Source organism: Hyphomicrobium sp., from assembly GCF_003987855.1.
Classification (GTDB): Bacteria; Pseudomonadota; Alphaproteobacteria; order Rhizobiales; family Hyphomicrobiaceae; genus Hyphomicrobium_B.
The window spans coordinates 226,028-247,180 of record NZ_RXIZ01000004.1 but is presented as its reverse complement, the minus strand read 5'-3'; the positions used below and the strand labels follow the sequence as shown (position 1 = coordinate 247,180).

20 protein-coding genes and 1 pseudogene are annotated in these 21,153 nt (G+C 61.7%); 5 read left to right on the top strand and 16 right to left on the bottom strand.

The features are described from left to right. Positions 1–69 precede the first annotated feature (69 nt). The 3 genes from leuC to trxB all read right to left on the bottom strand — a co-directional run bounded on the left by leuC (position 70) and on the right by trxB (position 3,747). The gene (gene leuC / locus EKK30_RS03405) at positions 70–1,476 is read right to left on the bottom strand and encodes a 3-isopropylmalate dehydratase large subunit (RefSeq protein WP_290980242.1); all 1,407 of its coding nucleotides are present in this window, start codon (positions 1,474–1,476) and stop codon (positions 70–72) included. 254 nt (positions 1,477–1,730) lie between these two features. Beyond that, the gene (locus EKK30_RS03400) at positions 1,731–2,624 is read right to left on the bottom strand and encodes a LysR family transcriptional regulator (RefSeq protein WP_290980630.1); all 894 of its coding nucleotides are present in this window, start codon (positions 2,622–2,624) and stop codon (positions 1,731–1,733) included. 154 nt (positions 2,625–2,778) lie between these two features. Next, entirely contained in the window at positions 2,779–3,747 is a 969-nt protein-coding gene (trxB, locus tag EKK30_RS03395; protein WP_290980240.1) for a thioredoxin-disulfide reductase, read from the bottom strand. Between the two features lie 162 nt (positions 3,748–3,909). On the opposite strand from trxB, the gene EKK30_RS03390 reads away from it, so the two are divergent. Next, positions 3,910–5,211 carry an MFS transporter gene (locus EKK30_RS03390; protein ID WP_290980237.1) on the top strand — a complete coding sequence of 434 codons (1,302 nt, stop codon included), beginning with the start codon at positions 3,910–3,912 and terminating at the stop codon, positions 5,209–5,211. On the opposite strand, the gene radC is transcribed toward EKK30_RS03390, so the two are convergent. The 3 genes from radC to rplS form a co-directional block, all read right to left on the bottom strand. Then, on the bottom strand, positions 5,208–5,969 hold the full coding sequence (gene radC / locus EKK30_RS03385) for a DNA repair protein RadC (RefSeq protein ID WP_290980234.1): 762 nt from the start codon (positions 5,967–5,969) through the stop codon (positions 5,208–5,210). The genes EKK30_RS03390 and radC overlap by 4 nt on opposite strands. Positions 5,970–5,982: 13 nt before the next feature. Beyond that, positions 5,983–6,816 carry a type I methionyl aminopeptidase gene (map, locus tag EKK30_RS03380; protein WP_290980231.1) on the bottom strand — a complete coding sequence of 278 codons (834 nt, stop codon included), beginning with the start codon at positions 6,814–6,816 and terminating at the stop codon, positions 5,983–5,985. Between the two features lie 152 nt (positions 6,817–6,968). Next, positions 6,969–7,661: a 50S ribosomal protein L19 gene (gene rplS, locus EKK30_RS03375; RefSeq protein WP_290980228.1), complete on the bottom strand. Its 693-nt coding sequence runs from the start codon at positions 7,659–7,661 to the stop codon at positions 6,969–6,971. A 325-nt stretch (positions 7,662–7,986) separates the two neighbouring features. On the opposite strand from rplS, the gene EKK30_RS03370 reads away from it, so the two are divergent. After that, positions 7,987–8,388 (top strand): hypothetical protein, encoded by a 402-nt coding sequence (locus tag EKK30_RS03370; protein WP_290980226.1) that lies wholly within the window; start codon positions 7,987–7,989, stop codon positions 8,386–8,388. A gap of 251 nt (positions 8,389–8,639) precedes the next feature. Here the strand turns inward: EKK30_RS03370 and EKK30_RS03365 are convergent, their stop codons facing one another. From EKK30_RS03365 to hrcA, 10 genes are all read right to left on the bottom strand, one after another. Further along, entirely contained in the window at positions 8,640–10,322 is a 1,683-nt protein-coding gene (locus EKK30_RS03365) for a L,D-transpeptidase family protein (protein WP_290980223.1), read from the bottom strand. A gap of 129 nt (positions 10,323–10,451) precedes the next feature. Next, a complete protein-coding gene (gene trmD, locus EKK30_RS03360) occupies positions 10,452–11,180 on the bottom strand; it encodes a tRNA (guanosine(37)-N1)-methyltransferase TrmD (protein WP_290980221.1) in 729 nt (242 codons plus the stop codon). A gap of 103 nt (positions 11,181–11,283) precedes the next feature. Then, positions 11,284–11,571 carry a DUF1330 domain-containing protein gene (locus EKK30_RS03355; protein WP_290980219.1) on the bottom strand — a complete coding sequence of 96 codons (288 nt, stop codon included), beginning with the start codon at positions 11,569–11,571 and terminating at the stop codon, positions 11,284–11,286. Between the two features lie 101 nt (positions 11,572–11,672). Then, complete coding sequence (locus EKK30_RS03350) at positions 11,673–12,677, bottom strand: murein L,D-transpeptidase family protein (protein ID WP_290980216.1); 1,005 nt, start codon at positions 12,675–12,677, stop codon at positions 11,673–11,675. A 143-nt stretch (positions 12,678–12,820) separates the two neighbouring features. Next, positions 12,821–13,525 carry an orotidine-5'-phosphate decarboxylase gene (pyrF, locus tag EKK30_RS03345; protein ID WP_290980214.1) on the bottom strand — a complete coding sequence of 235 codons (705 nt, stop codon included), beginning with the start codon at positions 13,523–13,525 and terminating at the stop codon, positions 12,821–12,823. Between the two features lie 13 nt (positions 13,526–13,538). Continuing rightward, complete coding sequence (locus EKK30_RS03340; protein WP_290980211.1) at positions 13,539–14,138, bottom strand: NAD(P)H-dependent oxidoreductase; 600 nt, start codon at positions 14,136–14,138, stop codon at positions 13,539–13,541. A gap of 103 nt (positions 14,139–14,241) precedes the next feature. Then, complete coding sequence (dnaJ, locus tag EKK30_RS03335) at positions 14,242–15,393, bottom strand: molecular chaperone DnaJ (RefSeq protein ID WP_290980208.1); 1,152 nt, start codon at positions 15,391–15,393, stop codon at positions 14,242–14,244. Between the two features lie 158 nt (positions 15,394–15,551). After that, entirely contained in the window at positions 15,552–17,477 is a 1,926-nt protein-coding gene (gene dnaK, locus EKK30_RS03330; protein WP_290980206.1) for a molecular chaperone DnaK, read from the bottom strand. A 355-nt stretch (positions 17,478–17,832) separates the two neighbouring features. Beyond that, the gene (grpE, locus tag EKK30_RS03325; protein WP_290980204.1) at positions 17,833–18,477 is read right to left on the bottom strand and encodes a nucleotide exchange factor GrpE; all 645 of its coding nucleotides are present in this window, start codon (positions 18,475–18,477) and stop codon (positions 17,833–17,835) included. A gap of 134 nt (positions 18,478–18,611) precedes the next feature. Beyond that, positions 18,612–19,682 (bottom strand): heat-inducible transcriptional repressor HrcA, encoded by a 1,071-nt coding sequence (gene hrcA / locus EKK30_RS03320; RefSeq protein ID WP_290980202.1) that lies wholly within the window; start codon positions 19,680–19,682, stop codon positions 18,612–18,614. A gap of 156 nt (positions 19,683–19,838) precedes the next feature. Between hrcA and rph the strand changes: the two genes are divergently transcribed. The 3 genes and pseudogenes from rph to EKK30_RS03305 all read left to right on the top strand — a co-directional run. Beyond that, positions 19,839–20,552: a ribonuclease PH gene (rph, locus tag EKK30_RS03315; RefSeq protein ID WP_290980200.1), complete on the top strand. Its 714-nt coding sequence runs from the start codon at positions 19,839–19,841 to the stop codon at positions 20,550–20,552. A 22-nt stretch (positions 20,553–20,574) separates the two neighbouring features. Continuing rightward, a complete protein-coding gene (locus EKK30_RS03310) occupies positions 20,575–21,000 on the top strand; it encodes a DUF1772 domain-containing protein (protein WP_290980197.1) in 426 nt (141 codons plus the stop codon). Beyond that, positions 20,985–21,153 (top strand): annotated as a pseudogene (locus EKK30_RS03305) (glyoxalase/bleomycin resistance/extradiol dioxygenase family protein); the annotation flags it as partial. The gene EKK30_RS03310 and the pseudogene EKK30_RS03305, both read left to right, overlap by 16 nt.

Here is a 21,153-nt window from a genome sequence, read left to right as displayed (position 1 = left end):
TCCCTTTGTCCGACTTCACTCCATGGCCGGGCTTGACCCGGCCATGACGAGGAGTGGTCAGGTGTAGCGTTACACCTGCCAGTCGCGAACGTCGACGAAGTGGCCTTCGAGTGCGGCAGCAGCGGCCATGATCGGCGAGACCAGATGCGTGCGGCCCTTGTAGCCCTGACGACCTTCGAAGTTGCGATTCGAGGTCGAGGCGCAGCGCTGGCCGGGCTTCAGCTGGTCGGGGTTCATGCCGAGGCACATCGAGCAGCCGGGCTCACGCCATTCGAAGCCAGCTTCCTTGAAGATCTTGTCTAGACCTTCGGCCTCCGCCTGCTCTTTCACGAGGCCCGAGCCCGGAACGATCATCGCGTAGGCCAAGCGGGAAGAGATCTTCTTGCCGTCGACGACTTTGGCGACGGCGCGAAGGTCTTCGATGCGGCCGTTGGTGCAGGAACCGATCCAGACGACGTCCAGCGGGATGTCGGTCATCTTCGTGCCGGGCGTCAGGCCCATGTATTCGAGCGCGCGCTGCATGGACGCGCGCTTGTTCTCGTCGTGCACATCGGCCGGGTTCGGAACGGCGCTGGTGATCGCCGTCACGTCCTCGGGGCTCGTGCCCCAGGAGACGATCGGCGGCAGCTTCGCGGCGTCGAGTCGAACCTCGCGGTCGAAGTGCGCGCCTTCGTCGGTGCTCAGGGTTTCCCAGTATTTCATCGCCATGTCCCAGGCCATGCCTTTCGGTGCCTTGGGACGATCCTTGATGAAGGCGAACGTTTTTTCGTCTGGCGCGATCATGCCGGCGCGCGCGCCGCCTTCGATCGACATATTGCAGACCGTCATGCGGCCTTCCATCGACAGCGCGCGGATGGCTTCGCCCGCGTACTCGATGACGGAACCCGTGCCGCCAGCGGTGCCGATCTCGCCGATGATCGCCAGCACGATGTCCTTGGCGCCAACGCCCTTCGGCGCGACGCCATCGACCGTCACGCGCATGTTCTTGGCTTTCTTCTGGATCAGGGTCTGCGTGGCGAGTACGTGCTCGACCTCAGAGGTGCCGATGCCGTGAGCCAGCGCACCGAACGCGCCGTGCGTCGAGGTATGGCTGTCGCCGCAGACGATCGTCGTGCCGGGGAGCGTGAAGCCCTGCTCGGGACCCACGACGTGGACGATGCCTTGGCGCTTGTCGCGTTCGTTGAAGTACTCGATGCCGAAGTCGCGCGCGTTGGTCGCCAGCGTCTCGACCTGCACGCGGCTTTGCTCGTCGGCGATGCCCTTGCTGCGATCGGTGGTCGGCACGTTGTGATCGACGACGGCCAGCGTTTTCTCAGGGGCACGCACCTTGCGGCCGGCCATGCGCAGGCCTTCGAAAGCCTGGGGGCTCGTCACCTCGTGGACAAGATGGCGGTCGATGTAAAGAAGGCTCGTTCCGTCCGGCGATTGCTCAACCAAGTGATCGTCGAAAATTTTATCGTAAAGCGTCTTAGCCATGACTTTCGCGAGCCTTTTGGAACGGCGGGTTCGGGATGAACGGGTTAGATAGCGTCAGACGCCCAATTCCGCAAATCAGAGTGCGTCGCAGCTGCTATCATCAAAAAGCCGGGCTGCGAACAGCCCGGCAGTTGAGGGGAGTCTGGCATTTGATACGGAATGACGGACGGTGGTGGCAAACAAACCGTCCGCCCCTCCGCCTACTGCCTGTTAGCTGGTGGTGCGCCCGGGGCCGCGCAAGCCGAAAATGCCCTTCAAGAACCTCTATTTTTGGCAATCTTCGAGAGCAGGAAATCGCGTAGCAGCTGCACCTTCTTGGAGGATTTGAGCTCTTCAGGATAGGCGTACACCATGTTGAGCGAGGGCTGCTCGATCTCGGTCAGGACCGGAACGAGGTCGTTCAATTCGTCGGCCAGGTAATCGGGGATCATGCCGATGCCGATGCCCGCCCGGATCGCATAATTAATGGCGACGACGCTGTTGACGCGCAGCGCCGTATCGCGCGGATGGCCATTGTCGCGCCCGGCCGTCTCGATCCACGACATGGCGTCGAGGTGCTGAGCGGACGGTCCGGTGTAGCCGATGATGCGATGCTGATCGAGGTCGGCCAGCGTCTTCGGCGTTCCATATTTGCGAATGTATGGCGCGGACGCAAAGGCCCGGACCCGGCTTTCGAACAATGGCCGTCGGATAAGATCGGCCTGCTCGGGCTCACGCGTCCAGATCGCGGCGTCGGCAGCGCGCATGCCGATGTCGACCTGATCGTCGTTGAGGATCAGCTCGACGCGGATATCGGGATATAGCTCGCCGAACTCTCTGAGGCGTGGGGTCAGCCAGACCGTGCCGAAGCCGATCGGCGCTGTGATGCGGAGTTCGCCCGACGGCTTCGACGTCGAATCCGAAAGGAGCGTCTCGGCCGTCTGCAGCTTGGCAAAAACTTCCGCGACGGTGCGATTGAGGAGTTCGCCCTGTTCGGTGAGGACAAGCCCGCGGGCATGGCGATGGAAGAGCGTCACCCGGAGATTGGCTTCGAGCGCGGAGATCTGCCGGCTCACGGCAGACTGACTCATGTGCAGCTGCTCGCCAGCGTGCGTGAAGCTGCCAGCCTCCGCCGCCGCGTGAAAAATCCTGAGCTTGTCCCAATCCATCATCTTGGCTCGCCAGGTTTGCTGTGGCGCAAGCTATGCGCTGGACGCATTGCAGCGCGAGCATGGCAGACAGGCAATAGGGAAATGGGACGGAGGCGATCTTGTCGCGCGCCGTCCACAGATTGATCGCATCTGCCGGCGGGATGAATGCCGATTATTCGGCCGCGATGGCCTCGTCCTCGACCGCGGCAAGGTAACGCTCGGCCTCGAGCGCGGCCATGCACCCCATGCCGGCGGCGGTGACTGCCTGGCGGAAGACTTCGTCCTTCACATCACCGGCGGCGAAGACCCCGGGGATGGCGGTTGCGGTCGAGTCCGGTGCGGTGATCAAATAGCCTGAAGGCGTCGTCTCGAGCTGGCCCTTGAACAGCTCGGTCGCCGGCGCGTGGCCGATCGCGACGAAGAAGCCGTCGGTTTGCAGTTCGGACGTCATGCCGGTCTTGAGGTTCTTCAGCACGACACCGGTAACCGACTTGGGCGCATGTGCGCCGATAACTTCTTCCACGACGCTATCCCAGATCACGTCGATCTTGGGGTTCTTGAACAGCCGCTCTTGCAGAATTTTTTCCGCGCGCAGGAAATCGCGGCGATGGACCAGCGTCACCTTTTTCGCGAAGTTGGTGAGGAACAGCGCTTCTTCGACGGCCGTGTTACCGCCGCCGATCACGACGACATCCTTGCCCTTGTAGAAGAAGCCGTCGCAGGTGGCGCAGGCGGAGACGCCATGACCCTTGAAGTGCTCTTCGGAGGGAAGGCCCAGCCATCGCGCTTGCGCGCCCGTGGCGATGATGAGCGCGTCGCACGTGTAGGTGTCGCCGCTGTCACCCTCGAGGCGAAAGGGTCGAACGCGAAGATCGACCTTGTTGATGTGGTCCATCACGATGTGCGTGCCGACGTGCTCAGCCTGCGCCAGCATCTGCTCCATCAGCCAGGGGCCCTGGATCGGATCGGCGAAGCCCGGATAGTTCTCGACGTCCGTCGTGATCGTCAGCTGGCCACCGGGCTGCGTGCCCTGGATGAGTGTCGGCGCAAGCATGGCGCGCGCGGTATAAATCGCGGCCGTGTAGCCCGCCGGGCCTGAGCCCAGAACGATAACCTTCGCGTGATGGGGTAATTTGGTCATGGATCTCTTCTCCGCCCGCAGCCTGCGGGTCAGGGCCTGCTAATTAGGGGTGAGGCTCCCGAATCGTCAATGTCGGCGGGAAGGGGCCATTCGTTTCGTGCGGGATGTGCGGCAGACGGGCGCGGGACATGCTAGGCTCGCTAAAAACGAAGGGGGCGCCGCTTGCAAAACGCCAATGCCCAGCCGGGGTTAAGCCTCGCTGAGCGAATCAAAGCCATCCTCGTCGGATCGTCGGGCAATCTGGTCGAGTGGTACGATTTCTACGTTTACGCGGCGTTCTCGCTCTACTTCGCCAAGGCGTTTTTTCCCGAAGGCAATCAGACCGCGCAACTGTTGAACACAGCTGCGATTTTCGCGGTCGGATTCCTCATGCGTCCGATCGGAGCTTGGCTGTTCGGGCGGATGGCGGACCGGCATGGCCGGCGTGTGTCTCTGACAGCGTCGGTGCTGCTGATGTGTTTCGGCTCGGCGCTGATCGCGGTGACGCCGGTCTACGCGACCATTGGGGTCGCAGCGCCAATCCTTTTGCTCCTCGCGCGCATGATCCAGGGTTTGAGTCTCGGCGGCGAATACGGGACGAGCGCGACCTATCTTTCCGAAATGGCGACCGCGCGCCATCGCGGCTTCTATTCGAGCTTCCAATACGTGACCCTGATCGGCGGACAGCTGACGGCCATGCTGGTGCTCATCCTGCTGCAGAAGGTCGTGCTGACGCCGGCCGAACTCGACGCGTGGGGCTGGCGCATTCCGTTCGCCATTGGAGCTTGTCTTGCGCTCATCGCGTTCGTCATGCGCCGCGACCTTTACGAGACGGAATCGTTCGTGCGCGCCAAGCATCACGAAGGCTCGATTGCCGAACTGCTGCGTCACCCACGTGAGGTCCTGATCGTGATTGGTCTCACGATGGGCGGTACGCTCGCGTTCTACACCTACACCACCTACATGCAGAAGTTTCTCGCTAATACCGCCGGTTTTTCGAAAGACACGGCGACCCTGATCTCGGCGTCGGCGCTTTTCGTTTACATGATCCTGCAGCCGATCGTCGGGGCCGTGTCGGATGTGGTCGGACGACGGCCGGTGCTGGTGACGTTCGGCGTCCTTGGTGCGCTGACGACGGTGCCGATCCTGACCGCGATCGAACGCGTCCGCGATCCGTGGGAGGCGTTCCTTCTGGTCATCGCCGGCCTTGCGATCGTGTCATGCTACACGGCGATCAACGCCGTGGTGAAGGCTGAACTTTTCCCGACATCGATTCGCGCGCTGGGCGTTGGCTTGCCGTACGCCTTGACGGTCGCGGCCTTTGGCGGCACGGCAGAGTGGATCGCGCTCTGGCTGAAGCAAGCCGGGCATGAAACGTATTTCTACTGGTACGTCTCGGCATGCATCGCCGTCTCTCTCATCGTGTATGCGACGATGCGCGATACGCGCGACAACTCCGCGATCGACCGCTCCGCTGCCGATTAAATCAGCCGCAGCGCCTTCAGACTTGCGTGGCCGTTGCGGCCGACGATGACGTGATCGTGCACGGTGACGCCGAGCGGCCGCGATGCCTCGATGATCTGCTTCGTCATATCGATGTCGGCGCGCGACGGCGTCGGGTCGCCGGAGGGATGATTGTGCACGAGGATGATCGCGGTCGCGGAGAGTTCGAGCGCGCGCTTGACGACCTCGCGAACGTAGACCGGCGTGTGGTCGACGGTGCCGTGTCCTTGCACTTCGTCGGCAATGAGCTGGTTCTTCTTGTCGAGGAACAGGATGCGGAACTGCTCACGCGTCTCAAAGCCCTGCGCCAAGCGCAAATAGTCGAGAACGCCGCTCCAGGACGTCAACGCCGAGCGTGCTTTAATCTCGCCCTTCGTCAATCGTTCGGCGGCGGCCTTGATGAGCTTCAGCTCTTCGACTGCGCGGTCGCCGACGCCTTCGACTTCCTTCAGTCTTTCGGCGGGAGCCAGGATCACATCGGCGAATGAGCCAAACTTTGTGAGGAGCTTCTTGGCGATCGGCTTGGTGTCGATCCTCGGAAAGGCGCGAAACAGGATCATCTCGAGCAGTTCGTAGTCCGGCACTGCTTCGGCGCCGCCGTTCTGGAAGCGCTCGCGCAGACGTTGGCGGTGGCCGTGTCTGTCGTCGGGCTCTTTCTTCGTCGTCTCGGAGACAGGAGTGAAAAGCGCCGACTGTTCCTCGGCACTTGTCTTGTCGCGAGCCCCCCCGGAACGCGACATTCGAACGTCTCCGCTATGCTGCCGCGCGAATATCGTAGGGCGGGAAGTGATAGCCGGCGGGCGAGACCGTGAAGATTTCGCAGCCTGTCTCGGTCACGCCTACGGCATGTTCAAACTGCGCCGACAGCTCGCGGTCGCGGGTTACGGCGGTCCAGCCGTCGGCCAGGATCTTCACGTGCGGTTTGCCGAGGTTGATCATCGGCTCGATCGTGAAAAGCATTCCCGGTTCGAGCACCGTGCCTTCGCCCGGTTCGCCGTAGTGCAGAATGTTCGGGCGGTCGTGGAAGACGCGGCCGAGACCGTGGCCGCAGAAGTCGCGGACGACGCTGCAGCGCTCGCTTTCGGCGAAGGATTGGATCGCGGCGCCGATATCGCCGGTGGTGTTGCCGGGCTTCACGGCGGCGATGCCGCGCATCAGGGATTCATAGGTGACCGACATCAGCCGTTCGGCCCGGCGCGAAACATCGCCCACCGAATACATGCGGCTCGTGTCGCCGTGCCAGCCATCGACGATCAGCGTCACGTCGATGTTGACGATGTCGCCGGAGCGGAGCGGCTTATCGTTCGGCATGCCGTGGCAGACGACATGGTTGATCGAAGTGCACGTCGCGTAGCGGTAACCGCGATAGTTCAAGGTTGCGGGGATTGCACCGTTATCGAGCGCGAATTTCAGGACGCGGTCGTCGATCTCGGAGGTGGTCACGCCGGGCTGGACGATCGGCACGAGCATGTCGAGCGCCTCGGCCGCCAACCGCCCGGCTTTCCGCATCGCAGCGAAAGCCTCCGGGCCGTGCAGCGGAATCTTGCCGTCGCGGCTTGCTGTCTTGGACACTTCGATGTTGGACATGAGACTCCACGGCGGGACGCGCTACCGTCCATATATTTAGTGCGAAAATCGTTTCTGCAAAATACGCGGCAGGGTCGCGGCGATTCAAATGAAAAGCGCCGGGAAGATCCGGCGCTTTGGCATTTACTGAAGCTGCGGCAGGCAGCCCGTGATTACTTCGCGTCTTCGGCGGGAACTTCGCCGGCGGTGAGTTCGGCCAGAAGGCGCTGCGCCTGGCCCACCCAATCCTGCTTCTCGATCGCACCCTTCAGGTTCAGCGATTCATCGAGGTTGGCGATGTCGTCGTCCGAGAGGTTGGCGATCTGCTCGATCTTGTAGCAGTTGAGATGCTTCAGGCGGGTCTGCAGATCGATGTCGATCCCCTTGATCTGCGTCAGATCCTCAGCCTCGCCCTTCGGCTTCTTGAAGCCCTTCCAGGCGGCGTTCAAGCGGCGGGCGCGGGCGTCGGTACGCTCGAAGATGCGGGCAGCTTTACCGCGACGGCCGCGCAGATAGTACAGTTTCGCACGGCGAACCTTGCCGCGGCGGAGGACTTCGATCTCGGCAATAAAAGGCGAATAGACCGGGAAAACGCGCTCCACGCCTTCGCCGTAAGAGATCTTGCGGACCGTGAAGTTCTCGTTGAGGCCGGCGCCCGAACGGGCAATCACAACGCCTTCATAGGCCTGGAAGCGGACAGTCGGCTCTTTGACGACGTTCTTTTTCTTGTCCTTGGGGTCGGCGTCGGCTGACTCGATGACCTTGACCATCACTTTGACGGTGTCGCCGGGGCCAAATTCGGGGACGCCTCGCTTTGCGAGGACAGCGTCCATCTGCTCGCGCTCGAGCTGCTGGATAATGTTCATCTTGTTGATTCCATTTCGTTTTTTTTGATGACGCAGAGGATCGGCTTGGCGCGATGCGCCGCAACCGTTCGTGCAAGCCCGGATGGGCAACCCGTTTGAGGGGAATTGTTGTTGGCGGCGTGATAGCCGAAGTGCCCTGGTTTGTCGAGAGCGGGCCCGGGCGGCTGCGGCGAAAAATGCGGTGGGCCTTCCGCGCGGGAGGACCTGCAACATTGGCCTGGGGCTGCGGTCATCGCGCCACGATCCCACAGCTCTTCGGGCGCATCCGCCAAAGCTCGCTTCATCGTCTGCTATCATCTGGTCGAATCACTTCTGGAGGCGGGGAATGAGCGACTGTCCGCTCGTCATCATCCGGTGGCTCGACAGCCGGCAGCCGTGCGGGCAGTGGCGCTATCTTGCAGCGCTACCGGACGCGCGTCCCGTTGAAGTCGCGACCGTCGGGTGGCTCGTCAAGGATACGGCGGACGTCAAAGTCGTCTGCCAGAACGTCGGCGACCTCGATCAGCCTGAAAAAGCACAGGCGAGCGGGATCATGACGATACCCACTCGCTGCGTTCTTTCGATTGAAAGACTGGTCGAAATTGCCAGCGTGGACGGCAATACAGATACTAGCGCTTTTGCTGTCCCTGATGCTGCTGGCTCGGTTGGTTTTGCTGGTTCTGAGCGTTTTGTTGCGATCTCTGAGGATCGGGAGACTGCGACAGAACTGATGCTGCAAGCTCTTTGATCTCATCAGCACTTACGGATTGAGGGTTCGATAGGGCGCGAGACGCTATCGAACTTACACGCGCAGATGTTTTCTCATTCTGAGCCATGACGATTACTCACTTTCTCAAATTGAGGACCCAACTTTCTTGCACAAGCAACTGACCACGTTGCCGTGCCTAAGTCCCCAGGCTGTGAGAAGTTATCCACTGCTCAGTTCGTGTACGCCCTAATGGTCCTGCATCAGGCGTTCGGTCTGAAAGCCAAGCTCGCTCAGTTGCTTAAGCCGAGGGCGCTGCCGATGAAGTCGGTCAGACCGGCATTCTTCTGGCTCGGAGACTGATTGAAATCGTCATCCGGTGTGCGGCCGCGGGCCGAGGCAAGCGCTTCAGGATTGAAGTCGGGCTCGACGGGCGCGAGGTGGTCACGGCCCTTGTTGATCTTGCTCCACTGGCCGTCGAGAGCCTGCGTGATCCGGCGTTCGTGGCCATAGATATCGCCAAAGGTCTTGAGCTTGCCGTCATCCGTCACCCAGGCGGTGAAGTAGACGATGTGGATCGGGATTTCCTTGGTGATCGGCACTTCGTTGTTGAGCGGACCGGAGCGGTCCAGTTCGTCGACCTTGGCGGAATCCCAGCCTTTGTCTTCTTCGAGCACCATCTTCGCCAATTCCATCGGCTTCCAGACGCGCAGGCAGCCGTGGCTCAAGGCGCGCGTGGCGGGCTTGAACATCCACTTGTCGGGCGTGTCGTGCATGAAGATCGTGTGCTGACTCGGAAACGAGAACTTGACGTGCCCAAGCACGCTGCTGCGGCCCGGCGGCTGTACGACTTCGAAATTGCGGATATCGCTCGATCGCCAATCAATGCTGCGGTAGTCGACGTTGCGGCCGTCCTTGGTGCGGATCTGCAGACCGTACTTCGTCATCATGCCGCCGCCGCGAATGAGGTTCGGCCATAGCTCGTTGACCATGATGCTTTCCGGCACGCGCCAAGCCGGCCGCAGCACGACGAATTTCAGCGGCCGCGAAAAGATCGTCGTCTGCTTGTCGACGAGGCCCGCGACGATCTTCTCCGAGCGAACGATTTTGCCGTCCTTGTAGACGTACTGCATGAACTCGGGGACATTATTGAAAACGTAGAAATCGCCCATGTTGGGCCACATCCAGCGCCATTCTTCCATGTTGGCGCGGATGCGCTTGGCGGCGGGGCCCAAGGGGCCTTTGCCGTCTTTCGGCAGCATCGTCAGATAAATCTGCCGCAGCTTTTCGAACTGCGGCTGCTGCGGCTGGAGGCTGCGAAGGTAAGCGTCGGGCTCGTGGGTCGCGGCGAGCCCTTCGATCACGACTTTCGGTTCGATCCATTGCGGACGGCGATCGAGGTTCGTCGTCAGCTGCTCGGACGGATCCGGAATACGGCCGCCGCGTGCGTCGCGGGCGTAGAGAAGCGCGGCCTTCGAATACATCAGTTCCGCTTCGGCAAGCGCATCGGTATCGGTTGCGGTCAACGCGCCTTCGGCCAGCGCCGGGAGCTTGAAGCGCGAAACGTCGAGCGCGTAGTTGCCGGCGTTGGCGATCTCGGCGGCGAGCGCCTTGGCTTCGGGCTTCAGTCCCGAGGCGGTTACCCAGAGCGCGTCGCCGTGGCGGGCGGCGTAGAAGTCGACGAGCGCCTTTTGGTCTTTTTGGTCGCGTTCGTTTTCGGCGGCTGGTTCGGCGGCAATCTTCGAGCGCGCGACCATCAGGACGGCGTCATCTTGCACCTGCGGTGCGATGGCTGCCTCGGGCGCTGCGGTCTGAGTTGCTTGAGGTGCCGACGGGGTCGGCGCGGCGTCAGCAGGCACCGGCTGAGCTGCGGCGGGAGCGGGCAGAGTGGGATCGGCCAATGCCGGCGAGGCTACCACCAACGCGGCTGAAATTCCCAGCACTTGGCACAGCAGCAGATTTCTGGCGTTTCCCATCGCGTCTCTCGTTGGCCGTGTCGACATGCCGAGAGGCTGCTTCGCGGCATTGAACACGTTCGCGAATCTTCCCCCGCCGTATTTGCCCAGGAAATCCTGACCATGGAAAGGCGAAGCGGCCGGACAGGCTCACTTTCGCCGCGGGGTGGGGCCCATAAGATCCGGGCGACGTGCGGCCGTCAGGTCTTCGGCCTGACGGCGCCGCCATTCCTCGATTTTCTTGTGGTCGCCGGACAGCAGGATGTCGGGGATCGACCGTCCCTGCCATTCACGAGGCTTTGTATATTGCGGGTATTCGAGCAGCCCGGTTTCGAAGCTCTCGCTGGCCAGGCTTTCGGACGCGCCAAGAACACCCGGGATAAGCCGCACGCAGGCCTCGATCAAAACCATGGCCGGAAGTTCGCCGCCTGCCAAAACGTAGTCGCCGATCGAAATCTCACGAAGGCCCTTTTCGTCGATGACGCGCTGGTCGATGCCTTCGAAGCGGCCGGCGAGTAGTGTCACGCCGGGCCCAAGTGCAAGGTCGCGCGCGACCGCCTGGGTCAGAGGGGCGCCCCGTGGCGAGAGATAGATCAGAGGAGAGTCGGGCGATTTCGTGCGCGCATGATCGAGTGCGGGGCCAAGGACGTCGGCGCGCAGGACCATACCCGCGCCACCGCCCGCGGGCGTGTCGTCGACCTGGCGATGGCGGCCAAGGCCGAAATCGCGGATCTGCAAAGTCTCGAGCGACCACAGTCCGGCCTCGTGCGCCTGGCCGAGAAGCGAAACGCCGAGCGGGCCTGGAAACATCTCCGGAAAGAGCGTGAGCACGAGTGCTCGCCACGGCGGCCGTCCGTCACTCGCTGGAAAATGAGCCATTGGGTTGTCATCTCCCGCTCAAGCGGGAGATCCGTTTCTGTGAGGTGACGGCCCGATGGATCCTCGGGACGAGCCCGAGGACGACATTGGCGGTGAAGTGCTTTCAGACGCCTTCGACGATTGTAATGTCTATCGAGCCAGCGCCCTGCCGCAGCGCTTTTGCCTCGGCGTATTCAGGCGACGTCGCGTAGCCGCGCGCGTGATCGTAGCTCGGAAACTCGAGCACAACGTTGCGAGTCGTGCCGTTGCCTTCCATGACCTCGCTCTTGCCGCCGCGCACGATCGGCTTTCCTTCGTACTTGTCGAGAGCGATCTTGGATTTCGCCACGTACTGGGCCCACTTCTCTGGGTCGGTGACGGTGGCGTGGGCGATGACGTATCCCTTGGGCATTGGCTTCTTCCTTGAACGCACAGCGTTGATTTCGGTCGAGGAGCCATAGCCGGAGCGGCCTACCTTCGGCAACCCATGGGGGCCAAAGATGATCGAACCCATTATTTAACGATGGATTGGACCGCGCCGAGAGAAGCGTCGCTGCTGGTCGCGATCGACTGCTTGCTCGGGGCGGGCTTCACGCCGCCCGGGCTGAGGGTCGTTCCTAGAAGATAGCTCTCCCAGTTCGTGGTCGAGACTTCGACGCCCTTTAATTTTTGCCCTTGAGCTTCGAGGCTCGGGTCGGTCTTGACGAGGCGCTTCTTGGAGCGCGGCGACAGCGGCGCCAGCCGCTTGCCGATCAATGTGGGGCAGGCGGCGTTCGGGTCGTCGCCGACAGGGCTCAATGAGTTGACGACGTAGCGCCTGCCGCACATGCCGATCTCGGGCGGCTCGCGCGTGCGGGTGAAGTCGTCATAGGCTTCCTTGAGCGGCCCCCACGTAGTTCGCGCCGGATTGTCGGCGTGCCGCTTCATGTTGGCGGCGTTCATGCGGAACGGGAAAACGTGAACCGGAACGGACGTCTCACCGGCAGCAAGCGAATCCCGGACGAACGCGTAAATCTCTTCGATGCCCTGATTGGACATGGCGAAACAGCCGACGCTTCGGCAATCGCCGTGCACCATGATGGCGCTGCCCGTGCGGCCGAGGGCGCGATCAAGAGCGTTCGGATATCCGATGTTGAAGGCGAGATGGTATTTGCTGTCGGGGTTCAGCCGTCCGGCGGTGACGCTGTAAAACCCTTCGGGCGACATGAGATCGCCTGTCGTTTGCTTGGGGCCGAGCGTGCCGCCCCAATTGCAGACGGGGAACGTCTTGATGAGCGCGTACCGGCCGTCCTCGCGCGCCTTCCAGACCTCGAGTTCGGATTCTTCCTTGAAGACGCGAATGTAGACCGGCGCGCCGGGATCGATGTCTTTCAGGATGAGGGCGGCTTCGACGGCGGAAGGAAGGGGCTTTTCAGCGGCCTTCTCGTCAGCGAGCACCGGCGCTGTGAGCCGGCCGGCAATGGCGATAACCGTCGCGAGCAGACGCATCTGCAGCGCCAAATATCGAAGCCAACGCATACCGTCCCTGAACCCCGCACAACATCATCATGGACCGCCCAGTTCTTCGCCAGAGACGGTTAAGGGGAGGTAAACGGCGACTATGCGCGTGACGTGGTGAGAGGTGGGCGATGATGTGGCAAGGCGTTGATGGGAAAAGCAACTTACCTTGCGCTCGCGATGTGCTCCAGGAACGCTTCGGCAGCGGCCTTCGGGTCTTTGGCGGCATTGATCGGCCGGCCGACGACGATGTGATTGGCGCCGAAACCGATCGCCTCCTCGGGCGTCGTGACGCGGGTCTGATCGCCGGCATCGGCTCCGGCTAGCCGGATGCCCGGTGTGACGATGAGGAAGTCAGGACCCGTTTCCGCGCGAACAGCGGCGGCTTCCTGGCCCGAGGCGATGACGCCATCGAAACCCGCCATTTCTGCCATGCGCGCGCGGCCAACCACCAGCCCGGCCGGCGTCGCCGCGATACCCTGCTCATCGAGATCGAACTGATCGAGGCTGGTCAGCACCGTGACGGCAAGCAGCTTCAGGTTCGAGCCGGCGCGTCCCTTGACGGCGGCCTTCAATGTCTTGGTGTCGTGACCGTGGACAGTCGTGAAGTCGATGTCGAGAGCGGCGGCGTTGGCGACTGCGCGCTCGACGGTGTTGCCGATGTCGAGGAACTTCAAATCTAAGAACACGCGTTTGCCGTCGTTTTTCAACTCGCGTGCGAGATCGAGGCCGTCGGAGAACAGCAGCTCCAAACCGATCTTGTAGAAGCTGACGGTATTGCCGAGGCGATCAACGAGCGCCCGCGCATCGTCATAGGACGAGAGATCGAGGGCGACGATGAGCTTGTCGCGGGTGGCGGCGTCAATCATCGCGTTGTCCTCCTTAGCCGTGCAGCACGCGTGCGGCGCGGGCGAGCATCTGAATGACAGTCTTGAACTGCTCCGTCTGGTCCTTGTTCTTGAAGTGGCCGTGCTCGTCGAAGGCGTCGGCGGCGCGAGGCAAAAGGAATTGGTTCGGTAGAACAAGCGCGCCGGTTCCAAGTTCCAGCATCAGCCGAAGTTGGGACAGCCCGCGTAGCCCGCCCGTCCCGCCGTTCGAGGCGGCGCCCAAGGCGAATACGCGCGTGCGGAAGACTTCGAGCGGGGCTTCTCCGTCGTCGCGGATGTGGCTGATCCAATCGAGCGTATTCTTCAGAAGCGGCGTGAACGAAGCGTTGTATTCCGGGCTCATGATGAAGACGCCGGTGTGCGCCATCATCAGGTTTTTCAGCTTGTGGGCGTTGTCGGGTTGGCCCGATGCGGCTTCAAGATCACCGTCGTAGATCGGCATGGAATAATCGGCGAGATCGGCGAAGGTGGCCGGTATGCCGTTCGTCTCGGCGATCATCGCGCCTAGACGTGCAACGCGCTTGTTGAACGAGGCGCGGCGTGCACTGCCGGCGAAGAAGAGAAGGCGCGGTTCCTGCGCTTTGGCGTCGGTCATCTCAGGGGTGATCCGGATAGGGAAGAGATGCGGTTTTCGAGCCGGACCCTAGCCCCTTTCATCGGGATGGCAAGGCTCGCCGCTTCAGGAGCCGAGCGGCGTGTCAGCCGCTCTTGCCCTCGAAGAATTCTTTGACGCGAGAAAAGAACCCGGCGCTCTCCGGGCTCGTTTCCTTGTGGCTTGCGCGCTCGAACTCTTCCAGCAGTTCGCGCTGCTTGCGCGTGAGGTTCTTTGGCGTCTCGACATCGACCTCGATGTACATGTCGCCTGAGACCTTGGCGCGAAGCACCGGCATGCCTTTACCGCGCAGACGGAACTGCTTGCGGCTCTCGGTCCCCTCGGGGATCTTCACGCGCGTCGTCGTGCCTTCGAGTGTCGGAACGTCGATCTGTCCGCCGAGAGCGGCCGTCGTCATGGAGATCGGCACCTTGCAGAAGATGTCGGCTCCGTCGCGCTGAAAGAACTCGTGCGCCTTGATGGAGAGGAAGATGTAAAGGTCGCCTGGCGCGCCGCCACGGAGCCCCGCTTCACCCTCGCCCGCGAGGCGAATACGCGTCCCGTCCTCGACACCCGCCGGAATGTTGACGGAGAGCGTGCGCTCCTTTTGGACGCGGCCCGATCCGGCGCAATCCACACACGGATCTTCGATCATTTCACCGCGGCCCTGGCAATGCGGGCAGGTCCGCTCGATGGTGAAGAAGCCCTGGCTCGCTCTCACCTTGCCTACGCCGCCGCAGGTCGTGCAGGTCTTGGCCTTGGTGCCGGGCTTGGCGCCGGTGCCCGAGCATGTTTCGCACTTGACGCTCGCCGGGACGCGGATCTGCGCGGTCTTGCCGGTGTAGGCTTCAGTCAGCGTGATTTCGAGATTGTAGCGAAGGTCGGCGCCAGCTTCGCGGCCCGAGCGTGACCGGCCCTGGCCGCCGCCTCGCCGGCCGCCCATAAACTCGCCGAAGAGGTCGTCGAAGATGTCGGACATCGACGACGCGAAGTCCGGCCCGAAGCCGGGGCCGCCTCGTCCGCCCATGCCGCCTTCGAACGCGGCATGTCCGAACTGATCGTAGGCGGCGCGCTTCTGGGGATCTTTCAGCGCCTCGTAGGCCTCGTTGAGTTCCTTGAAGCGGCGCTCCGCCTCTTTGTCTCCGGCGTTGCGGTCGGGATGGTATTCCTTGGCAAGGGCTCGGTAGGCGGTCTTGATTTCAATATCGGTGGCGACACGCTTGACGCCCAGTATTTCATAATAATCGCGCTTAGCCATGGTGCGCTGTTCTATGACCCGTTGAATGACATGCTGCAGGGCGGTGAAAGTCGCATCGATAACAAGCGGTTATCTCAACTTTTCGCCCTCTCTCCGGAAGTGGCGGCCCGGAAACGGGTCACGCCACCGCGGCGAGAGGGCGATTCAGTGTTCGACTCTTAAGCCGATTTCTTACGGTCGTCTTTGACTTCTTCGAAGTCCGCGTCGACGACATCATCGCCGCTTGAAGACTTCTCGGCTGAGGCCTCACCACCGTCGACGCCTTCAGCGCCGCCCTTGGCGGTGTAGACCGCTTCGCCGATCTTCATGGCGACCTGGGTCAGCGCGGTCGAAGCCGAACGAATGGCTTCTACGTCTTCACCAGCGATGGCTTCGCGAGCAGCCGTGATCGCAGCCTCGACGTCGCCCTTGATCGCGGCGACGGCCGGGATCGAGCTGTTCTCGGCAAGCGATTTCTCGGTGCCGTGAACGAGAGCTTCGGTCTGGTTGCGAACCTCGACCAGCTCGCGCCGCTTCTTGTCTTCGGCAGCATGAGCTTCGGCGTCCTTGACCATCTTCTCGATGTCGGCGTCGGAGAGACCACCAGAGGCCTGGATGCGGATCGACTGCTCCTTGCCCGTTGCCTTGTCCTTTGCCGACACGTGGACGATGCCGTTGGCGTCGATGTCGAATGTGACTTCGATCTGCGGCACGCCGCGCGGCGCGGGCGGAATACCCACGAGGTCGAACTGGCCGAGCAGCTTGTTGTCGGCAGCCATCTCGCGCTCACCCTGGAAGACCCGGATGGTCACGGCGTTCTGGCTGTCTTCGGCGGTGGAGAAGGTCTGGCTCTTCTTCGTCGGGATCGTCGTGTTGCGATCGATCAGACGGGTGAAGACGCCACCCAACGTTTCGATGCCGAGCGACAGTGGCGTGACGTCGAGCAGGAGAACGTCTTTGACCTCACCCTGCAGAACGCCGCCCTGAATCGCCGCGCCAACGGCGACGACTTCATCCGGGTTGACGCCCTTGTGCGGCTCCTTGCCGAAGAGCTGCTTCACGACTTCCTGCACCTTCGGCATGCGCGTCATGCCGCCGACGAGAACAACTTCGTCGATCTCGGCTGCCTTGAGGCCGGCGTCCTTCAGAGCCTTTTCGCAAGGGCCCTTCGTGCGGTTGATCAGGCCTTCGACAAGGCTTTCGAGCTTGGCGCGCGTCAGCTTCATCGTGAGATGCTTCGGGCCGGTCGCGTCGGCCGTGATGAACGGCAGATTGATCTCGGTCTGCGGCGCGCTCGAGAGTTCGATCTTGGCCTTCTCGGCAGCTTCCTTCAGGCGCTGAAGCGCGAGCTTGTCGGAGCGAAGGTCGATACCCTGCTCCTTCTTGAACTCATCGGCCAAGTAGCTGACGAGGACCATGTCGAAGTCTTCGCCACCAAGGTGCGTGTCGCCGTTCGTCGACTTCACTTCGAAGACGCCGTCACCGATTTCGAGGATCGAAACGTCGAAGGTGCCGCCGCCGAGGTCGTAGACCGCGATCGTCTTGGCGTCCTTCTTCTTGTCGAGGCCGTAGGCGAGCGCGGCTGCCGTCGGCTCGTTGATGATGCGCAGAACTTCAAGGCCCGCGATCTTGCCGGCGTCTTTGGTGGCCTGGCGCTGGGCGTCGTTGAAGTAGGCCGGGACTGTGATGACGGCCTGCGTGACCTTCTCACCGAGCTTGGCTTCGGCCGTCTCTTTCATCTTCTGGAGAATGAAAGCGGAGATCTGCTGCGGCGAATACTGCTTGCCGTGGCTTTCGACCCAGGCGTCGCCGTTGGTACCCTTCACGATCTTGTACGGGACGAGCTTCAAGTCCTTCTGGACTTCGGGATCATCGAACCGGCGGCCGATAAGTCGCTTGATGGCGAAGAAGGTGTTGGTGGGGTTCGTAACCGCCTGGCGTTTGGCCGGCAGGCCGACGAGACGCTCGTCGTCGGCGGTAAATGCAACAATAGATGGGGTGGTATTGGCGCCCTCGGAGTTTTCGAGGACTTTCGGTTTGCCACCATCCATGACCGCGACGCACGAGTTGGTCGTGCCGAGGTCAATACCGATAACTTTAGCCATAAGTGTCAATCCTTCTCAGTTGCGGCAGACCGGGTGGACCCTGTTTGGCATCCAACGTGCCTCCCAACGAGAGGTCAGAGGCACCGGTCCCCAGGATTTCAATTGTGTGACCGACGGTTATATAGGGGCCTGATTTGGGCGTGCAACGCTTCTTATCCCCTCCGAAGATCAACTTTATCGCCGTTCGATTGCATGTTCCTCGTCCTCCGCCGGGGGACACAACATAGCGGATTTGCAAGCCTTTTTCTGCATTGAAGGGCTTGTTTATGATCATGCCCAGTCTTCTTTGCCAGGCTTGGTTTGCATTGTCCTAATGCTGGCGATGAGGTCGCAGGTGGAGTTCTCCTGCGCCGGATCAGTCCGTCAGCGGCTCACCTGGGAAGTCGGAGCTCGGCTCATCAGACTTCCCTGCCTTGGGGCCGCCGCGCGAGACGACGACCATGGCGGGGCGCAGATTGCGATCGTCGATCATATACCCGACCTGATAGACCTGCAGCACCGTACCGGACGGAACGCCCGGGTTATCCTGCTCCATCACAGCTTGATGGTGATGCGGGTTAAACGGCTGACCGGCCGGGTCGATGATGCGTACCCCATGACGTTCCAGTGCGGTCTTGTAATCGCGCTCAGCAAGCGTAACCCCATCCAACAGGGTCTTCAGTGCCGGGTCGGCTTCAACTGCCTCTTTCGGTACCGCCGCGATCACGCGCTGGAAGTTATCGCCGATCGTCAGCATGTCCTTGGCGAACCGGCTGATGGCGTATTTCGCAGTGTCTTCCTTTTCCTTTTCCAGCCGGCGGCGGACGTTCTCCGTCTCGGCTACGGCGCGAAGGTACTGATCCTGTTTGCCCGCCAGCTCTGCCGCTTTCTTGTCGACGTCCGCCTGCAAAGCGGCGATCATTGCCTTCAACTGCTCGACGCCCACCTCCCCGGCTTCGGAAGCCGTAGCGGCAGACGTCGCTTGGGCGTTTTGATCGAGGGGCTTCTTGTCGTCGCTCATTGTTCTCTTCGCTGCATTAGCTATTGAAAATACCGGTGCCGGGATATCGGCCGCTAGGCGTTAAAAATCAAGGCGCTTCAAACGTTCGCGCCGCAGCGCACCCTTGTCAGTACACTTTCGGGATGTTTACCGTTTCAGCCGATCAGCCGGCTCATGAGCTTGGCGGTATAATCGACCATGGGAATAATCCGCGCATAATTAAGACGGGTTGGCCCGATCACCCCCAGGACGCCCACCACGTGGCGGGTCTGGTCTCGAAACGGAGCAACAATCAAGGATGAGCCGGAGAGCGAGAAAAGCTTGTTTTCCGAGCCAATGAAGATGCGCACGCCCTCGGCCGAATCGGATGCGCCAAGCAACTCGACGATGTCCTGCTTGGATTCGAACGCGTCAAAGAGCTGGCGGATGCGCTCAAGATCTTCGGCGGCCGTTACGTCCTTGAGAAGATTGCTTTGCCCGCGCACGATGAGGCTCTTGCGATCGTCCGCCACACCCGACCACTCGGCCAAGCCAGCCTTGATGACCTTTTGGGTCAGCTGATCGAGTTCGGCCTTCGCGACGCTCAGCGACTTTTCGATTTCGGCCTTCGCTTCGGCGAGCGTCATCCCGCGCAAATGGGTATTGAGGTAGTTCGAGGCCTCCTGGAGCGCGGAGGGGGGCAAGCCGTCGGGCAGGTTGATGATGCGGTTTTCGACGTTCTGGTCTTCATCGACCAGAATAACGAGCCCCCGGCCCGGCTCCAGAGGCACGAATTCGATATGCCGCAGCCGCGCGACCTGCTTCTCGGCGAGGACGACGCCGGCGCAGTGGGAGAGGCCGGACATCAACTCGCCGGCCTCGCTCAAGAGCTGGTCGACCGACTTCTCGCGCCGGAAAGCAATCTGAGCCTCGATCTGCCGGCGCTCTTCGGGCGTGATGTCGCCCACCTCCAAAAGTCCGTCGACGAACAGCCGGAGGCCGAGCTGGGTCGGCAGGCGTCCGGCGGACGTATGAGGGGCGACGATCAAGCCCAACTGCTCAAGATCCGACATCACGTTGCGGATAGAGGCGGGCGAAAGGGCGATCGGCAGGGCGCGCGACAGGTTGCGGGAGCCCACGGGCTCGCCGGTCGCCAAATAGCTCTCAACGATCCGTCGCAGGATGGTCCGCGAGCGCTCGTTAAGCTTTTGCAGCTGGGTTTTGCCGTCGAGGAGGGTTGCCGCCACGATTTGCTCTTCTGTGTTCACCAGCAAAATCTATGAATGACAGGCGCTCACGTCAAATATCGCAAGCGACGTTCATTACTTGTCCTGGTTTCCGGTTGAAGGCCTGGGGGCCCTTCATTAGGGTCGCGGCCGCACTATCAACAGTTCAGGGAACTCATGCGACCTTCCAAACGCAAGCCAGACGAGTTGCGCCGTGTCTCGATCGAGCGCGCCGTTTCCAAATATGCCGAAGGCTCCTGCCTCATCAAATTCGGCGACACCCATGTCCTTTGTACGGCGAGCCTGGAAGAACGCCTACCACAATGGCTGAAAGGGCAGGGCCGGGGATGGGTTACGGCCGAATACGCCATGCTGCCGCGCTCAACCCATGACCGGTCGCGGCGGGAGGTCACGAGTGGGCATCCGTCCGGCCGAACCCAGGAAATCCAGCGGCTCGTCGGGCGCGCGCTGCGGGCGGTGGTCGATCTCACGAAGCTTGGCGAACGCCAGATCACCGTGGACTGCGATGTGATCCAGGCCGATGGGGGGACGCGGACGGCTTCGATCACCGGCGCGTGGGTGGCTCTGCACGATTGCATCCAATGGATGAAAATGCGCGACATGGTGAAGGACGCGGTGCTGCGCGATCACGTCGCCGCCGTTTCATGCGGTCTCTACAAAGGCGAGCCGGTGCTCGACCTCGATTATGCAGAGGACAGCAACGCGGATGCGGATTCGAACTTCGTCATGACAGGATCTGGCGGCATCGTTGAAATTCAGGGGACGGCGGAGACCACGCCGTTCACTGAAGAGCGCTTCACGGATCTCATGGCGCTCGCCAAGAAGGGAATAGGCGAACTCGTGCAGCTGCAGAAACTGACGGTCGCCTGAGCCTGAGCAAAGGATGCTCGCCATGTTCGGACCTTTCGCCCTTGCCGTCGCCGCTCTCTTCACGGGGGCGGCGATCTACATCAATTGGGCGGAACAACCGGCGCGGCTTTCACTCGATGATCCTTGGATGCTCGCGGAATGGAAGCCGAGCTATCAGCGCGGCTTCCTCATGCAGGCATCGCTCGCCATCATTGGGTTCATTCTAGGCGCGTTGGAGTGGATGGTGACTGACCACGTCATCTGGCTCGCGGGCGGGGCGGCGCTGCTCGCGAACTGGCCCTTTACAATTTTTGCCATCATGCCGGTAAACCGGAAATTGGAAGAGACGCCTATCGAACTTGCAAATGAGGAGACGCGTTCGCTTATAGAGCGCTGGGGCATGCTTCACGGTGTCCGCAGCGTTCTGGGTGTTTTCAGCTTAGGATTGTTTTTGTGGGCGTCGATCTGAACGAGCCGCCGAAGCCGCACGGCATTCTTGAAACAGTTCTTTATGCCCACGATCTCGGAGCGGCTGAAGACTTTTACCGTCGCGTTCTCGGGCTTGAGCCTTTTGCGACGGCCTCGGGGCGCCACATCTTCTATCGCTATGGACCGCAAATGC

Excerpts from the sequence above, each read along its gene's own strand:
- EKK30_RS03350 (WP_290980216.1), bottom strand. The coding sequence starts at position 12,677 with ATGCGTTGGCTTCGATATTTGGCGCTGCAGATGCGTCTGCTCGCGACG.
- grpE (WP_290980204.1), bottom strand. The coding sequence starts at position 18,477 with ATGAGCGACGACAAGAAGCCCCTCGATCAAAACGCCCAAGCGACGTCT.
- EKK30_RS03355 (WP_290980219.1), bottom strand. The coding sequence starts at position 11,571 with ATGCCCAAGGGATACGTCATCGCCCACGCCACCGTCACCGACCCAGAG.
- EKK30_RS03340 (WP_290980211.1), bottom strand. The coding sequence starts at position 14,138 with ATGACCGACGCCAAAGCGCAGGAACCGCGCCTTCTCTTCTTCGCCGGC.
- rplS (WP_290980228.1), bottom strand. The coding sequence starts at position 7,661 with ATGAACATTATCCAGCAGCTCGAGCGCGAGCAGATGGACGCTGTCCTC.
- dnaJ (WP_290980208.1), bottom strand. The coding sequence starts at position 15,393 with ATGGCTAAGCGCGATTATTATGAAATACTGGGCGTCAAGCGTGTCGCC.
- EKK30_RS03310 (WP_290980197.1), top strand. The coding sequence starts at position 20,575 with ATGTTCGGACCTTTCGCCCTTGCCGTCGCCGCTCTCTTCACGGGGGCG.
- trmD (WP_290980221.1), bottom strand. The coding sequence starts at position 11,180 with ATGGCTCATTTTCCAGCGAGTGACGGACGGCCGCCGTGGCGAGCACTC.
- EKK30_RS03365 (WP_290980223.1), bottom strand. The coding sequence starts at position 10,322 with ATGGGAAACGCCAGAAATCTGCTGCTGTGCCAAGTGCTGGGAATTTCA.
- rph (WP_290980200.1), top strand. The coding sequence starts at position 19,839 with ATGCGACCTTCCAAACGCAAGCCAGACGAGTTGCGCCGTGTCTCGATC.
- radC (WP_290980234.1), bottom strand. The coding sequence starts at position 5,969 with ATGTCGCGTTCCGGGGGGGCTCGCGACAAGACAAGTGCCGAGGAACAG.
- EKK30_RS03370 (WP_290980226.1), top strand. The coding sequence starts at position 7,987 with ATGAGCGACTGTCCGCTCGTCATCATCCGGTGGCTCGACAGCCGGCAG.
- EKK30_RS03400 (WP_290980630.1), bottom strand. The coding sequence starts at position 2,624 with ATGGATTGGGACAAGCTCAGGATTTTTCACGCGGCGGCGGAGGCTGGC.
- leuC (WP_290980242.1), bottom strand. The coding sequence starts at position 1,476 with ATGGCTAAGACGCTTTACGATAAAATTTTCGACGATCACTTGGTTGAG.
- dnaK (WP_290980206.1), bottom strand. The coding sequence starts at position 17,477 with ATGGCTAAAGTTATCGGTATTGACCTCGGCACGACCAACTCGTGCGTC.
- map (WP_290980231.1), bottom strand. The coding sequence starts at position 6,816 with ATGTCCAACATCGAAGTGTCCAAGACAGCAAGCCGCGACGGCAAGATT.
- trxB (WP_290980240.1), bottom strand. The coding sequence starts at position 3,747 with ATGACCAAATTACCCCATCACGCGAAGGTTATCGTTCTGGGCTCAGGC.
- pyrF (WP_290980214.1), bottom strand. The coding sequence starts at position 13,525 with ATGATTGACGCCGCCACCCGCGACAAGCTCATCGTCGCCCTCGATCTC.